This window comes from Carboxylicivirga taeanensis (genome assembly GCF_051851475.1).
In the GTDB taxonomy this organism is placed as follows: Bacteria; Bacteroidota; Bacteroidia; order Bacteroidales; family Marinilabiliaceae; genus Carboxylicivirga; species Carboxylicivirga taeanensis.
In genome coordinates, this window is the sequence record NZ_JBPUSJ010000002.1 from 417,333 (window position 1) to 432,182 (window position 14,850).

11 protein-coding genes are annotated in these 14,850 nt (G+C 41.0%); 6 read left to right on the top strand and 5 right to left on the bottom strand.

Features of this window, described 5'->3' with window-relative positions:
- Positions 1-25: 25 nt before the first annotated feature.
- Both der and era read right to left on the bottom strand, forming a co-directional pair.
- A complete protein-coding gene (gene der / locus ACSX1H_RS05265; RefSeq protein ID WP_439182716.1) occupies positions 26-1,330 on the bottom strand; it encodes a ribosome biogenesis GTPase Der in 1,305 nt (434 codons plus the stop codon).
- A gap of 87 nt (positions 1,331-1,417) precedes the next feature.
- A complete protein-coding gene (gene era / locus ACSX1H_RS05270) occupies positions 1,418-2,302 on the bottom strand; it encodes a GTPase Era (RefSeq protein WP_439182717.1) in 885 nt (294 codons plus the stop codon).
- A 219-nt stretch (positions 2,303-2,521) separates the two neighbouring features.
- On the opposite strand from era, the gene ACSX1H_RS05275 reads away from it, so the two are divergent.
- The 5 genes from ACSX1H_RS05275 (at position 2,522) to ACSX1H_RS05295 (ending at position 11,457) form a co-directional block, all read left to right on the top strand.
- Positions 2,522-4,819, top strand: a complete 2,298-nt coding sequence (locus ACSX1H_RS05275; RefSeq protein ID WP_439182718.1) for a family 20 glycosylhydrolase — start codon at positions 2,522-2,524, stop codon at positions 4,817-4,819.
- Positions 4,820-5,018: 199 nt separating this feature from the next.
- Positions 5,019-7,652 (top strand): hypothetical protein, encoded by a 2,634-nt coding sequence (locus tag ACSX1H_RS05280; RefSeq protein WP_439182719.1) that lies wholly within the window; start codon positions 5,019-5,021, stop codon positions 7,650-7,652.
- A gap of 21 nt (positions 7,653-7,673) precedes the next feature.
- A complete protein-coding gene (locus tag ACSX1H_RS05285) occupies positions 7,674-9,311 on the top strand; it encodes an alkaline phosphatase D family protein (protein ID WP_439182720.1) in 1,638 nt (545 codons plus the stop codon).
- A 237-nt stretch (positions 9,312-9,548) separates the two neighbouring features.
- Positions 9,549-10,334 (top strand): hypothetical protein, encoded by a 786-nt coding sequence (locus ACSX1H_RS05290; protein ID WP_439182722.1) that lies wholly within the window; start codon positions 9,549-9,551, stop codon positions 10,332-10,334.
- Positions 10,335-10,368: 34 nt separating this feature from the next.
- On the top strand, positions 10,369-11,457 hold the full coding sequence (locus tag ACSX1H_RS05295; RefSeq protein WP_439182723.1) for a PCMD domain-containing protein: 1,089 nt from the start codon (positions 10,369-10,371) through the stop codon (positions 11,455-11,457).
- A gap of 119 nt (positions 11,458-11,576) precedes the next feature.
- Here ACSX1H_RS05295 and ACSX1H_RS05300 read toward each other — a convergent pair whose 3' ends face one another.
- A complete protein-coding gene (locus ACSX1H_RS05300) occupies positions 11,577-11,726 on the bottom strand; it encodes a hypothetical protein (protein ID WP_439182725.1) in 150 nt (49 codons plus the stop codon).
- A 57-nt stretch (positions 11,727-11,783) separates the two neighbouring features.
- Positions 11,784-12,230 carry a cold-shock protein gene (locus ACSX1H_RS05305; protein WP_439182727.1) on the bottom strand — a complete coding sequence of 149 codons (447 nt, stop codon included), beginning with the start codon at positions 12,228-12,230 and terminating at the stop codon, positions 11,784-11,786.
- Between the two features lie 477 nt (positions 12,231-12,707).
- Between ACSX1H_RS05305 and ACSX1H_RS05310 the strand changes: the two genes are divergently transcribed.
- On the top strand, positions 12,708-13,223 hold the full coding sequence (locus ACSX1H_RS05310) for a hypothetical protein (protein ID WP_439182729.1): 516 nt from the start codon (positions 12,708-12,710) through the stop codon (positions 13,221-13,223).
- 238 nt (positions 13,224-13,461) lie between these two features.
- Here ACSX1H_RS05310 and ACSX1H_RS05315 read toward each other — a convergent pair whose 3' ends face one another.
- Complete coding sequence (locus ACSX1H_RS05315; protein WP_439182730.1) at positions 13,462-14,685, bottom strand: autotransporter outer membrane beta-barrel domain-containing protein; 1,224 nt, start codon at positions 14,683-14,685, stop codon at positions 13,462-13,464.
- Positions 14,686-14,850: the final 165 nt, after the last annotated feature.

The window sequence follows — 14,850 nt, forward strand, 5'->3', positions numbered from 1 at the left end:
AGCTATCATTGATAGCTTCTTTAATTTATTTTTTACGCAAAATAATATTTATCTGAACACCATTGAAGTTCCAGTGCTCTCTGATTTTATTTTCGAGAAAACGCTTATAAGGATCTTTAATATATTGCGGCAGGTTACAAAAGAAGGCAAACGTTGGCGAATGCGTTGGTAACTGCGTAATGTATTTGATCTTAATAAACTTACCCTTTGTTGATGGGGGTGGATATTTTTCAATCAGAGGCAGAAGCGTTTCGTTCAGCTTAGAGGTCGTTATTTTAGTGTTCTTATTTTCGTACACTTTTAAGGCCGCTTCAATTGCTTTATGAATGCGCTGTTTGGTGAGTGCCGAAGTGAAAACAATCGGAAAATCAGAAAACGGCGCCATGGACTCACGTACCATTGCTTCAAACTGCTTAACTGTATTGGTATCTTTCTCAATAAGGTCCCACTTATTGACCAGCACCACAATTCCTTTTTTGTTTTTCTGGATCAGGTTAAATATTTTTTGATCCTGCGTTTCGAATCCACGGGTGGCATCGATCATCAGCATGCACACATCCGAGTTCTCAATGGCACGAATAGCACGCATCACCGAATAAAACTCAAGGTCTTCGTTGACCCTTGCTTTTTTTCTTAGTCCGGCCGTATCCACCAAAAAGAAATCGTGTCCAAACTTATTATATCTGGTAAAGATCGAGTCGCGCGTGGTCCCTGCAATTGGGGTGACAATATTTCGCTCTTCGCCAATAAAGGCGTTGATGATGGATGATTTTCCGGCATTGGGACGACCTACAATAGTGAATTTTGGTAAATCTAGCTCCAACTCATTTTCCTTCTTCGGAAACAGAGATACCAGCTTATCCAGAAATTCGCCTGTACCGGCACCGTTAATGGCCGAAATAGGGTATAAGTTATCCAATCCTAATGCATAAAAGTAGCTCGATTCAGCAATGCGCTCGTTATTATCGACCTTATTAACCACCATTAGCACCGGCTTTTGCGAGCGTCGCAGAATATCGGCCACGCCTTCGTCATAATCGGTAATTCCGGTTACAACATCTACTACAAAAACAATGATGTCGGCTTCTTCAATAGCAATTAATACCTGGCTGCGGATGGCTTCTTCGAAGATGTCATCCGAGTTGGTAGCATAGCCCCCGGTATCAATTACCGAAAAGTCCACTCCATTCCAAAAGGCCTTACCATATAAGCGGTCGCGTGTTACGCCGGCCATCTCGTCCACAATCGCCTGACGCGTTCCGGTTAATCGATTAAAAAGTGTTGACTTACCTACGTTTGGCCGGCCAACTATTGCAACTATATTTCCCATGATGACAATTCTATTTTATTTCGGGGCTGCAAAGGTAGTTAAACCTATGCTTACGACCAATCTTTATTTTTGATTTAGATGGTTTTACTATTTTAATTCGTAGCCGTGGCCACGCAGGAAGTTGTCTTTGTCGCGCCAGTCCTTGCTTACTTTCACGTAGGTAGTTAGGTTCACCTTCTTTTTAAAGAAGCCTTCCAAATCTTTACGGGCTTCGATGCCCACCCATTTGAGCTTAATGCCTTTATGGCCAATAATGATGCCTTTTTGCGATTCGCGGGCCACGTGTATGATTGCACGAATCTCAATCCGTTCTTTTGCTTCCTTAAACTCTTCAACCTCTACTTCAACCGAGTAAGGGATTTCTTTTTTGTACTGAATCAAAATCTTTTCACGGATAATTTCAGTCACAAAGAAGCGTTCTGATTTATCGGTGAGCGACTCTTTATCGAAAAAAGGAGGTGAATCAGGCAGTAGTTCAATGATGCGGTCGAACAGGTTTTGTACGTTAAACTTGTGCAGTGCCGACATGGGAAATACTTCGGCTTTGGGCAGCTGTTCTTTCCAAAAATCAATAATGTCGTCCAGCTTACTTTGGTCTATTAAGTCAATTTTGTTAATAACCAGCAGCACCGGAATATCTGTTTTTTGTACCGAGCTCAGGAAATCGTCATTTTTATCGGGTTTCTCAAACGTATCAGTCACATATAAAATGATATCAGCGTCAGTCAATGCCGATTTTGAAAACTTAAGCATCGATTCTTGTAGCTTGTAATTAGGCTTCAATACACCTGGGGTGTCGGAGAACACGATTTGGTACTCTGGCTGATTAACAATGCCAAAAATGCGGTGGCGGGTTGTTTGTGCCTTAGAAGTAATAATCGATAGGCGCTCACCAACCAATTCGTTGGATAATGTTGATTTACCTACATTGGGGTTGCCGACAATATTTACGAAGCCTGCTTTATGTGTCATATTTCTTTTGTTTTCTGCTGCGAAGATACGATAAATTGTTCAGAGCTGTGAAGAAATGGAGTAGGTGAGGGTTATTATTCGTTGGTTTTCGAAAGCATTCATCTTGATGATGTTAATGAAAAGAAAGAAATGAGTCGCTTAATCAATTGCTTTTCGTTAGTTTTGGAACTATTCTGTTCATTTATCGAACAAATCGTCAATCATTAACAGTTATTCAATATGAGACTTCCTAATTACATTTGTATTCTTTTATTAGTAATGCTGATGGCATGTCAATCAGAATCACCGCGTCAAAGTTATAATGAGGGCATTAATATTGTGCCATACCCTAATCAGCTTACCGAGCAGCAGGGGCAATTTGTTTTAAATAAGACTACCCAGTGGGTAGTAACCGATGATGATTTCAAGTCTGTTGCTGAGTTTATCAATGCAAAGCTGGGGTTATCTACTGGGTTTGAGCTGGAGTTTAGCAGCGAAACACCTGCTCAAAATTACATAGCTCTGCAGCTGGATAACACTATTTCCCTGAACGATGAAGGTTATGAGCTCACTGTAACACCTCAAGCGGTGGTGATTAAAGCAAAAACACCACACGGCGCGTTTTACGGTTTGCAAACGTTCTTACAGTTGCTGCCTGCTGAAATTGAAAGCCCAACACTTGTCAGGAATAGGGACTGGACTGTGCCGGCAGTAGAAATTAGCGATGAACCGCGATTTAGCTGGCGAGGTATGCATTTGGATGTATGTCGTCATTTTGTGCCGGTTGAAAACATCAAAAAGCACCTGGATATGCTGGCTATGTTTAAGATGAATACCTTCCACTGGCACCTGACTGAAGATCAGGGCTGGCGCATAGAAATCAAAAAGTATCCTAAACTCATCGAATTGGGTTCGCCCCGTATCGAAGGCGAAGGGTTCGAGCATGGCGGCTATTACACGCAGGAAGAAGTGAAAGAAATTGTTAATTATGCCGCTGAACGTTTTATTACGGTGGTGCCAGAAATTGAACTGCCGGGTCATGCCTTGGCCGCTCTAACTGCTTACCCTGAATACTCGTGCACCGGAGGACCATTTAAGGTGCGCAATGTATGGGGCGTTGAACCGGATGTGTATTGCGCCGGAAAAGAGGAGACTTTTCATTTTCTGGAAGATGTGATTGATGAAGTAGTGGCCTTGTTTCCATCCGTGTATTTTCATATTGGTGGCGATGAATGTCCAAAAGACCGCTGGAAGGAATGTGCAGATTGTCAGCGTCGCATGAAACAGGAAGGGCTGAAAGATGAACATGAGCTACAGAGCTATTTTGTGAAGCGCATTGAGAAGGTACTGATTGCTCATGGTAAAAAAATGATTGGCTGGGATGAAATTCTTGAAGGAGGCTTGGCTGAGTCGGCCGCTGTGATGTCGTGGCGAGGCGAAAAAGGAGGCATTGAAGCTGCTTCGCAAGGGCACGATGTGGTGATGACGCCGGGAAACTGGTGCTATCTGGATCACTATCAGGGCGATTACCGGGTGGAGCCGGTGGCCATAGGTGGTTACACCACCTTGGAGGAGTCGTATAACTACGAACCTGTTCCGGCAGAACTGTCAGAAGATAAGGCCAAGCATGTGCTGGGAACCCAAGGCAACGTCTGGACTGAGTATATGTATACGCCCGAATTGGTTGAGTACCGTGTGTATCCACGCTTACTGGCGTTGGCCGAAGTCAATTGGACTGCTAAAGAGAACAAAGATTATGAGAGTTTTGCCCGCCGTATCAATAATCAATTGGTACGCATGGATCAGCATGGGATTAACTACCATATTCCATTGCCCGAAGGTCCGGTTAATAAGGTGGTTTTTATTGATAATGTGAAGCTGGAGTTTTCAAATACCCGCAATTATCCAATGGTTTATACCACCGATGGAAGTCAGCCAACAGCTTATTCAACAGAATATAAACAGCCGTTGATTTTTGCCGGGAATAAGACCATTAAAATTGCCACTGTACTGCCAAGTGGAAAAATGAGCCGGGTGCGAACCATTCAAATAGAGAAAACAAAAATGCTTCCTGCTGTTGATGTTGAAACAACAAACGTAGGCCTTTCAGAGCAATACACCGAAGGTACATTTATAAAAGTGGCAGAATTGGACAAGGTGTCTGATTGGCAAACACGCGATGGATTCATCGACAATAAAGGCCCCAAATACCGCAAGAGTGATTACCACCATCCATCGGCACACCTCTATACGGGCTACCTAAGCATAGAAGAGGATGGTATTTATGAATTCCAAACAAACCTCGATCAATTTTATATAGGAGAGCAGCTGTTAATTAATAATGATGGTGAAGTGAAACGTTTCTCGCGCAATAATTCCACCATTGCCTTATCAAAGGGAAAGCACCCTGTAAAGCTTATCTACCTGAATAATATTATTGGCGGATGGCCGCAGGCCTGGAATGGCCCTAAGGTGCAGTATCGCTTGTTGGGCGATGAGAAATTTACTCAGGTTGAAAATACGCACTATACTTACTAAGTTGAAATGCTGATGCCCATTATTCCGGGCGATGAGTTTTCGATGGTAATGAATCCCCTGAGGTTTTCTTCAGGGGATTTTTTTACGATCCGATTAGGATGTTCTTTCAAAGTCAGCTATTGCATTTGCCTTATAAATGAGAATAACGTATCTTAAAATGCGACAATAAAATTTTATCAATCAAACAGATAGTCGCATCATGAAAACTTCAATCCCCCAAAGTGTCATTCCAGAATCTATCGACTCGCCTAATGCTTTAACAACCTACTACACCACCAATGTGCTTTATCCAAAAATAGGCCCGCTGGCGGTTAACCGGTATGTAAAACTAATAGCGCGCTTACTAAAGGATTATGCTGCTTCTGTTCATTTAATTGAACTGGTTAAAGCCTATAAGGAGCAGTTTGGTAAGAATGTGAGAGTGCTTGAACAGCCGGCTGCCTGGTTGAGAGAAGAGCTTGTTTTTCAACCTTTACTAGGTAGTTCGGATAACTATTTAAACGCATTTGTGGTTGATTTGTCCGCTTTTAGAAGCCCGCATACAGGTAGTAAGGCAGATTTTCGAACCGGTGATAAACCGGCAGCAGGTTCAGCAGGAAGTCCTAATGAATCCATTGGGACTGGCCGGAGCATTCCTGTGGTGAGAGCTCATCCTGTTATCATCACTTCAACCCGGCTGGGCAATGAATCAATTAGGGCCATTAGCGATATTAAAGAGGGTGAATTGGAGTTGATGAATAGCCGTATCGTTGCCCGCCCAATCACCCGTGAAGAACTGACCGAAGCAAATGCTGCATTCAGTTCACTTCATACAGGTGAAGGCTTGCGCCTTAAGGCCGGAGAAGCGCAGGCAATTGTTAAAAGTCAGGAACGCGCCTATAAATTGGGCAATATTTTGCACGGTCTTTCACAAGTCAATGCTGTTATGCCCGATCTGATCGAGAATGAAATAATTCGCACCAAAGGCGAGCTTGTGGAAGCATCACTGTTTAGGGAAGCCGACTATCTGCTCAAGACTGCTCAGAAGTTGGCACATCAGTTTCAGGTTACACTAAACCGGTTAAAAGAAATTAGCAGGTTGATCGATCAGGCTTTTGCCTACCTGCTTGGATTGGGAGCTGCCGAAAAGGGCCTTTTCAAACTTTACAAGACCAATGCAGCCTTTAAGAAGCAGGTACAGTTGTATATTATTGGAAAGCTCGATAAGGCAAAAATTATTGATAATGCCCTGCTGCCTTTACCGGGTGAAAGTGCCCTTGCACAATCCCGCGAGTGGGCGTTTCAGCGGCAGGAAAAGCTGCAACTATTCATTCAGAAGCCTGTTTTTAGAGGCCCGTTTAGTGCGGTGTCGGTGTCTCCCAACAGTGAGCTAACCATTTCGGAAACACACTTTTCCAGTCAGTTTATTAGTAGCGGCCAGGCGCAGGGTACAGCCGTTAATCAGCTGACAGAGCGAGGTGTTTTTTCTTCTGATCGCTTCCGATCGGAGCTATCTAACATGACAGAAAGTGGCGAGATGGATGAAAACTCTTTCAGTTCGGAGGCCACCTTACTAAATACCCTTCGTGAGCGGCGAAGAGAAACAATAGATCTGACACTAACCAATATTTCGAGGGAAAATGAAGAGCGCACGCTCAGTGCGTATGAAGTGGGGCGTAATGCTTCAAAAAATTATACAACCAAGGGGAAGGATCCTGATTTTGCAACCACTGAGCTTAGCTTTCAGGTGGTCACACCGGTAGATGTTAAAGTGAGTTTGGAAGCGGTTAACCTTGTGTGGGCACCGCATATTCCATCGCCTTTTATTAGTCTGCACAGAATCATCAGGCGCCGAAAACAAAGAGCACAGCTCGATTATATCCAACAGAACTACGTGATTGATCCGGTGAGACCCATTGAAGAGTACGAAGAGGCGATTATTGAAAAGGAGCTGGGTATTCGAGGACGCCACCGTTATCAAACCGGTACCTTCGATTTTCCGGTAGGAGCGAGCTACCAAACTGGTGGCTGGGAGCTCGATTTGGCTGCCTCCACCGTTGATTTTCGCAATGGAACCAGTGATGATTATAACTGGAATGAGGCCTGGAACTGGGATGATTTGGAGAACTGGGATACGCACTTTCAAACATTGGAACAGGACGGTAACCGCATCACAGGTGTGGCGGTGCTGGAAACCACCGATCCCGAATATTTTAACCGGGGCTTTTTTACTTTTCGTTTTGTGATGAAACGCTTGACTGAAGCCAGCAAAGCTGCATTGCGGGTGTATGCTTCCGATCAGGCTGTTGCCGAGGCGGAGCGTCGGGCTGTCAGGTCTAGAGCACGACAGTATGCCAAACTCAAAGAAGACGAACTGATACAGCAATTTGAAGACAGGCTCAAACTCGAAGAGGAGGTGTTTGATGTTCTGATTCAACGCGTATTTCAGGGCCAGGACCCCAATCATTTTAGCTACTATAAGGAAGTCATCCGATCGTGTATCAACTGGTCGGAAGCCGCCATTCATTTTGAGTCGAATGACAGCCCTGGATTGCCGTTTCCCGAATACAGCCGTTCGCATTTCATGAATGCCACCGGTGTGCGGTTTATCCTGCCAATATTGCGTAATGCGGAAGATAATTTTGTCGATTCCATCCGGCAAAACGGGAGTGATTATTACAGTGAATCTGTGGAAAAGGTGCGGCAATTGACAGAGCAATACCGGCAGACGCTGGCTGATTTAAAAGCTGCTGACTCTGAAAAGCTTATTTTGGATCAGTACACTAAAGATGTTGTCATAGGAAATCACCTGGAGGCAGTTATTTCCAACCACCCTTTCACCAATCAGGAATAATCATTACGGAATAATTTCGCTATGCTTAACAATGTTAATTATCCGGTTGAAGCGCAGGTGATTATTATTATGGGGCAGCCTGCGCTGTACGAGCGTTCTTGGATGATAAGTCCATTATTGAGAGGGGATTATTCGTTGATTATTTATCCTCGCGGTATGCTCGATCTTTCTTTTTCGGTTTTTCGGTTTGATGTGTTTTGTGCAGCTGGTGACCAGGCACCTGAGCAGTTGCGTTTTGAGGTTCCTGTCTATTTGCGCAGTGTTAAAGAGTGGGAGTGGAAATTCATTAAATGGGACAGGAGCATGGATTTGCATCTTGAGGATAAGGCACCTTCTGTTTCTGAACTGCTGTTTGAGCATCAGCTGTCTGCCGAAGGCAGCTTTGCACTCAAACCTTCAGGCATCAGTCTTCCCCACACTCTTGTTGTATGGTCGTGTAATCAGCCTTTTGAAACCAATGCCAATGGTGAAGCAATTCTTCATGCGCATGCCGAAGCCATTTTTGACTGGTATGCCAGGCAGGTCTCCAATTTTAAGCCCGATGTCATCTGGGGATTAGGTGATACCGGCTATAGTGATGGCACCGAAGCAACCGACTTCATCAATCAGTACTATAACAACCCACAGGTATTGAATAGTTCAGTGGGCAAGGAGAGCCTGCTAAAAGCCTATCGACGAATGTACAAAGGGCATTGGAGTTTTCGGCCACTGCAAGAAGTGATGAGAAATTTTCCGCATATTACCGTATGGGATGATCATGAAATTAGGGATGGTTGGGGCAGTGAAAGTAATGACTTTGAAAAAAGCAATACGGTTATTTTTCAACAGGCTCGTAAGGTGGCCGGGGAATTTATTCTTAATAACGGACCACGGGTGGTGCCTGATTCAGACAGTGGTGATGCTCCGAATGATGCGCATCAGGCCTATGTGGAGGGCAATATTGCCTCGTTTGTGTTTGACGGGCGTTCGAGCCGAAAATACAGTGACCCCAATGGACAAGTGGTATCAGCCTCTCAACTGGAAGATTTTAGGGTGTTCTGTCAGCTGGTGGCTCAAACGATGGAGGTAAAATTTTTACTGATGGGTTCGGCAGTGCCTTTTATTAACCTGAAGGATTTCATTGAACGTTTGGGCGCCAATACACCGGACTTTGTTAATGAATTGGTCGCTGAAATTCGGGATGATGTGCGAGATAGCTGGCACTCACCGGGTAATATCAACCAGTTAAAAAAAATGATAAGCATTATCCGTCAGCTTCATCGAAACCGTCCGGATATCAACATTGTCAATATATCAGGTGATATTCATGTCGCCAATTTGTTTTCGTTTCAGCCTTTAGGGTTTACAAGGGCACTCTATCAGGTGACCACTTCTGCGTTAACAAACAGGGAGCATCCAAGTGAGTTGCTTAACGATTTGCTTCAGGTTGGTACAGAGGCCTGGTCCGAAGCACTAGGTCTGATCACCCGAATCTGGCCAACAGTATCGGAGCCAAATATTCTTAAGATTGAACCGGTTGGGCAGGATTTGCAGTTAAGTCTCAAAGTTTTTGACACGGCGTATACAGAAAAGGCCAGCCGCCCTTTAGACAGCAGCATGGATTTGGTTTACAGGGTAGGGCACCATCGATTGGTGGGCGAGCATTTGTTACCCGTTTAATAACCAGATGGCGATGGGTAATTAATTGATTTTATTGCATGTTCAGTCTATTTTGGTTGATAAAGTATTGTTTGAGGTTGGCCGAATTGTTGCCGGGGCACTTTCAGATGCAGCAAAGCCTTTTTAACAGGTAAGCAGAGCGAAGTTGGTAAAGCTTGATTTTTAACTTTTTAATGGGTGGTGTATTAAAAAAATAGCTATATTTTCACTTTCACTAAGCCAAACTAACTGTTTATAATGAAACGAATAAGCCTGCTCACTTTACTTGTTTTTATTTCTGCTCATTTGCTTTTTGCTCAGCAGAAAAAGGAAGCTAAAAAAGATACGTATACACCTTATGAACTGCTTTCTAGTTATTACAACACCAATTTTAGTCCGTTTAAGAAGAAAAATATTTATGTAGGATTGTCTTTTTCACTGGCCGACAAAAAGTTGCAAAATACTAATTATTTGTTTCAGGAGGTGATAGACGGGCAGCGCTTGAATTATGATCTTGTAGCTAAAGTTGGTTATTATACTGGTAATTATGGGATGGCAGGCCTAAATGTCAACTATTATCAAAACCGGTTTGAAGGCACTATATTCAGAGACCCGGATACTCTACAGTCTAATTCCATTACCAGAGGGTTTGCCATTGTTCCGCACTTTAGATCTTCGGTGCCGCTTACCCCAAATGAGCGCTTGAGCTTTTTTACTGATGTAGGCCTTTCGTTTGGGATGGCACATAATTTAAAGCGCGAAACCAAGAACCATGATGATGTAGATAAGCAATTTAGTAAGGACTATTATCTTGGGATAGGAATCAGTCCCGGCATTACCTTTTTTGCAATGGAGAATTTTGCTTTTGAGATGCAGTTAAACGTTTTGGGTTACCAGTTGCACATTTCGGAAACCCGAAAGAACGAGGGGCCGTTATCGCGCGAAGTAAGGCAAAATGTGAATTTCAATATCGATATCCTGTCGCTCGAATTAGGGTTAGCCTATTATTTTGGCTCAAAAAAAATGAGAAGAGGTGTTGGTTAAAATGAAGTAATAACGAATCGATAATGCATCAACTATGTACAAAAAGCTACTTATATCCTCAGGACCCTTTTTATTAGCTATGTTGTTAATTCAATCATGCATAAAGGAAGATTTTTTTGGCTTATCTCCCTATGGCAATATAAAAGACATCGTGCTAAGTAATCAGGCAGGTAATGCCAAAATTGTTAACGATAGTAACCAGGTTATTGTTGAAATACCGGGAGGCGTTGATTTATCACACATACAAATTCAGTCCATTAAGCTCTCGTCTTTTGCTAAATCAGATAAAAACGTCGGCGATGTTTTAGATCTCAATACTTCGCAAACTATTACCGTAACAGCTGAGGATGGCAGTCAACACATTTGGGCAGTCATTTCCTTTGTGGCGTCAGCGAATCCGCAGCTGGCGAATGGAGATTTTAGTTTGTGGTACAAAACAGCATCAGACTATTATGAACCGGGCGAGAGTGCGTCCAATACCATTTGGGGTACCGGTAACCCAGGCACTCAAATATTAGGTAAACTGGCCACAACGCCCATTGATTTAGGCGACAGTAATCTGGCTGCAATGATGGAAACGCTCGATAATGGGAAATTAGCCGGCACTTTTGGAGCTCCTATTTCGGCAGGATCAATATTTACGGGTGTATTTAATCCGGATAAAATTAACCCGTCGGATCCACAGGCAGCCATTGAGTTTGGGACGCCATTTGCCGGAAGGCCATTAAAATTGCGCTTCAAATACAATTACTTGCCTGGGGCAGAAAATAAGGATAAACAAGGAAATATTTTAAGCTATGGCGATGCTTGTGATGTATATGCTTTGCTCGAAGTGCGATTGGGGGGCAAAACAGAAAGGTTGGCTACGGCGTGGTTCCGAAGTGAGCAGGCACAAAGTGAACTGGTAACGCAGGAGGTGGCCTTTACATACGGAGAGCTGGATAAGGCATTTCCCGACTACATGTTTCCCACCGATCATGACTTTGTCAGTGCTGATTCAGCCAGTTTTATACTGCCAACACACATCGTATTTGTTGCATCTTCCAGTTTCGACGGGGCTAATTTTGCCGGAGCAATTGGCAGTAGCTTAATTATTGATGATGTTGAGTTGTTGTACGAATAGGAAATGGCGTGCTGCTGTCTTATGGGCAAAATGTATAATCCGTTATTATAAATACAGGCTACACGTTGGTGGTGTCTGTTAAATGGCATACAAGGCTAATCCCTTACTGCTGGAGTGTGTCAGCTGCTTTCTTTTTCATATTTAGCCCAGCGGTTATATTTCGACAGCAACTGTTTCAGGTTATACTCAAACAGATAGTGTTTATTGCTGTTTTTGCCTTCGCAGAAGCTAAAATTCACTAAAAACCGCCATAGCCTAGCAAGCTTCATGGCGGTTTGATTTTTAATTTGCGTATCAAAAGTTACTTAATGTAAGCACTTTCAGCGTTAGATTTTCTTTATGCGGACGGCATTCAAGCCCTTTAAACCTTGTTCTATTTCAAAAGAAACCTGATTGTTTTCGCTTACTTCATCTATCAAGCCATTTACGTGAAAGAAATATTTTTCTTTCGTTTCAAGGTCGATAATAAAACCAAAGCCTTTTGAAGTATCAAAATAATCTACTCTTCCTTTCCGGATCGGATCAAACTCTTCTTCTTCTCTTTTAGGAATACTAATTTCAATACTTTCTGCGCTAACCTTCTCCTTTTTTGTTGGATCGGGAGGTGTTTCTGTGATATTGCCATACTCATCTACATAGGCAATCATATCATCAAGCTTAGAGCTTTTGGAGTTCGCTTTACGCTCTTCTTGCTTTTTTTGCTTATCCTGTCGTTTTTTCAAACGTTTTTTCTCTTTTTCTTTTTTGCTAAATGTCTGTTGCGATTTCGCCATTCTTAGTTTTTATTATTCTACTATCGCCAAAAGTAATGATTCCATCTTTGATTTGCACATTTCTTTAAAAAGTAAATCATGCATTTTTATCAGTGGCGGGGTTTATTGGTCAAGTTTTATACAACATATTAACGCTCTAAACCTTATACAATCTATATTATAACACATTTTGATTAACGAATACCATGCCGATTAAATTTGAGACGGTTTGCCAGAAAGGTTTGTCCGGTTTTTCTTTTTTTTAATGAAAAGAAGACAAAGAGTCGTATGGTTTTCATCAGGAATGCCTGAGCACGTAAAATATTTGGCAGGGTAAATAAGCCGCATTTGCTAAGATTAGTTACTTGAGATAAGCATAAAATGTAGTTGCTTGTTTCACAATGCAATAAAATTATTGAAGAAAATGATTGCTCGAAACCCTTGTTTTATTGCATAAATTGTATTGTTTTGTGTCAAAAATTTAGATACTGAAGAACCATGTTAGGAAAATACATCCGATTAGTATTAGCAATACTTACAACTATAATTTCTGTCTTTCTTTTTATTAATGGCTTTATTGGCTGGGGCGTGCTGGCTGTGTTCATTTCCTTGCTGCTGGCATTATTTCAGTTTAAGAATGAGATGAACCTGTTTGCTTTCTATTTGATTCGTAAAAACAAGTTTGCATCAGCTGAAAGTTTTCTTTCAAAAGTAAAGCGTCCTGGGAACATGATAAAAAGTCAAGAGGCTTACTATTACTATTTGTTGGGCTTGACACAAGCGCAGACTCATCAACCAAACCTGGCTGAAAAAAGTTTGAAGAAAGCATTATCAACCGGACTTAGGCTGAAAAGTGATCAGGCAATGGCAAAGCTGAATCTTGCTGGTTTCTATTTATCGAAGAGAAATAAAAAATTAGCCAAAATATATGTGTTAGAGGCCAAGAAATTGGACACACAAAAAATGCTGACGGCGCAGATTAGAGAAGTGGAAAACATGATGAAACGAATATAGGTATTGGCTGAAATAGCAATGGACTTGAGGGCATGAATTTTATTGTATGCTACGTAAGTTAACCAAGGTCTCAGGCTATTTTCGATTTAGTGCACTTTTAGCTGTTTTCTGCTGGCGGTATCCAAGTAACGGTGTAAGAAATAAATCTCACAAGGGGATATGCCCAGGTGAGATTTTTTTTATGGCAGTATTTTACGATGTTTTCTAAATCTATCCCGAACATCTCGCCTCAAATTATTTATAACAATGATATTCCAAAAATTACATTTAAACTATTATAGTTTGAGCTCCAATACATGTAATCGGATAGTAGTTCACGGTTTGTGTTATAACGCATTTCTAAGCTATATTTATCTTTGTATTTATAACCTATCCCAAAAGCTAGGTTTCTTCCTGATTTAATTTCAAGTTCATTTAGCGTTATATTCCCGTTTCTTAATATTTTAATGTCTGAATAATTAGAAAAGTCAACAACATAAGAAATGTTTGCAAATAATTTCGATTTATCATTCAAATAAAAATAGTGTCGTACACCTATTGGTACTTCAATTGACTTGTAATCAACTTTAGAAACAATACTTCCTCCTGAAAGATTGCTTATTTCTTTTACTTGTTCTGATTTATAGTATTGATAAGTTGGTTCAATTACTATCCCCCATTTATTTTTATTAAAGGGCAGAATGAATTCAGCTTCAATTCCAAACCTAATTCCAAGTTTATTTGCAAAATCAGTATTTCTAGTCTCGTATATTGAATTTTGAATATCTAAACTGCTATAATTTAACCCTGGCCTGATAGCCAAATTAAACAAATCTTGTTTTTGCTTTGGTTTATAATTGACATAATCTGAGTTTGTACATTCATTGTATTTTATAAAAACTCTTTCTATGTCTTTTTTAGAATATCTGATATTTTTTATATCCTTTAATCCAATATTTTTACATTTCAAATTTAAAAATAGCTGCTGCTTAAAGTATTCATTTTTAGAAACAATGTCGTTGTCAATATAGCTCTTATAAACCAATTGAGTTATTTCAGAATCTTCAAGCTTATAAAATAGTCGAGTTAAATTACCATCAACATAAATAAATAAGGATGCCGGCCCCTCAATAAGTACTTTTAAAAATAATTTTTCTTCTTTAAAATGAGGGTTTCGTTCAGAACTCATTGTATTTATTTGTTCACTAGATCGGTCTATATTAGTTGTAGCTCTTATATACTTGGAAACGTTATTAATTCCAAATTCCTTTACTGTTTGAATAGTTGCTTTTTGAACAGATTCGTTTGGGGAAAGTTTGTATTCGAACTCTGTTGGATTATTTCTCCAGTCAACATTTTTAATTAAACATTCAATTTTTTTGTTTGATTCATCAATGAAATAGCCATCTTCAAACACAATTTGAGAATATGATTCAATGCATGAAATTGTAAGTAATGCTAATATTAATAATTGTTTTCCCATATAATCTAATATTTAAACCCTTCAATTGGTTAATTATGTTTTATTGATTGAGTTGTAATAATGTTCGTGAACATATAGCTTCGCCTACTCAGTCACACATGTTATGCCGAACTGAGTTATGTAAATTTGGTTAATGTATTGAGGTATCATTTTCGATAGTCCAAA

Bases quoted from the DNA above. Each gene is read 5' to 3' on its own strand.
- der (WP_439182716.1), bottom strand. From the start codon at position 1,330: ATGGGAAATATAGTTGCAATAGTTGGCCGGCCAAACGTAGGTAAGTCA.
- era (WP_439182717.1), bottom strand. From the start codon at position 2,302: ATGACACATAAAGCAGGCTTCGTAAATATTGTCGGCAACCCCAATGTA.
- ACSX1H_RS05275 (WP_439182718.1), top strand. From the start codon at position 2,522: ATGAGACTTCCTAATTACATTTGTATTCTTTTATTAGTAATGCTGATG.
- ACSX1H_RS05280 (WP_439182719.1), top strand. From the start codon at position 5,019: ATGAAAACTTCAATCCCCCAAAGTGTCATTCCAGAATCTATCGACTCG.
- ACSX1H_RS05285 (WP_439182720.1), top strand. From the start codon at position 7,674: ATGCTTAACAATGTTAATTATCCGGTTGAAGCGCAGGTGATTATTATT.
- ACSX1H_RS05290 (WP_439182722.1), top strand. From the start codon at position 9,549: ATGAAACGAATAAGCCTGCTCACTTTACTTGTTTTTATTTCTGCTCAT.
- ACSX1H_RS05295 (WP_439182723.1), top strand. From the start codon at position 10,369: ATGTACAAAAAGCTACTTATATCCTCAGGACCCTTTTTATTAGCTATG.
- ACSX1H_RS05300 (WP_439182725.1), bottom strand. From the start codon at position 11,726: ATGAAGCTTGCTAGGCTATGGCGGTTTTTAGTGAATTTTAGCTTCTGC.
- ACSX1H_RS05305 (WP_439182727.1), bottom strand. From the start codon at position 12,230: ATGGCGAAATCGCAACAGACATTTAGCAAAAAAGAAAAAGAGAAAAAA.
- ACSX1H_RS05310 (WP_439182729.1), top strand. From the start codon at position 12,708: ATGTTAGGAAAATACATCCGATTAGTATTAGCAATACTTACAACTATA.
- ACSX1H_RS05315 (WP_439182730.1), bottom strand. From the start codon at position 14,685: ATGGGAAAACAATTATTAATATTAGCATTACTTACAATTTCATGCATT.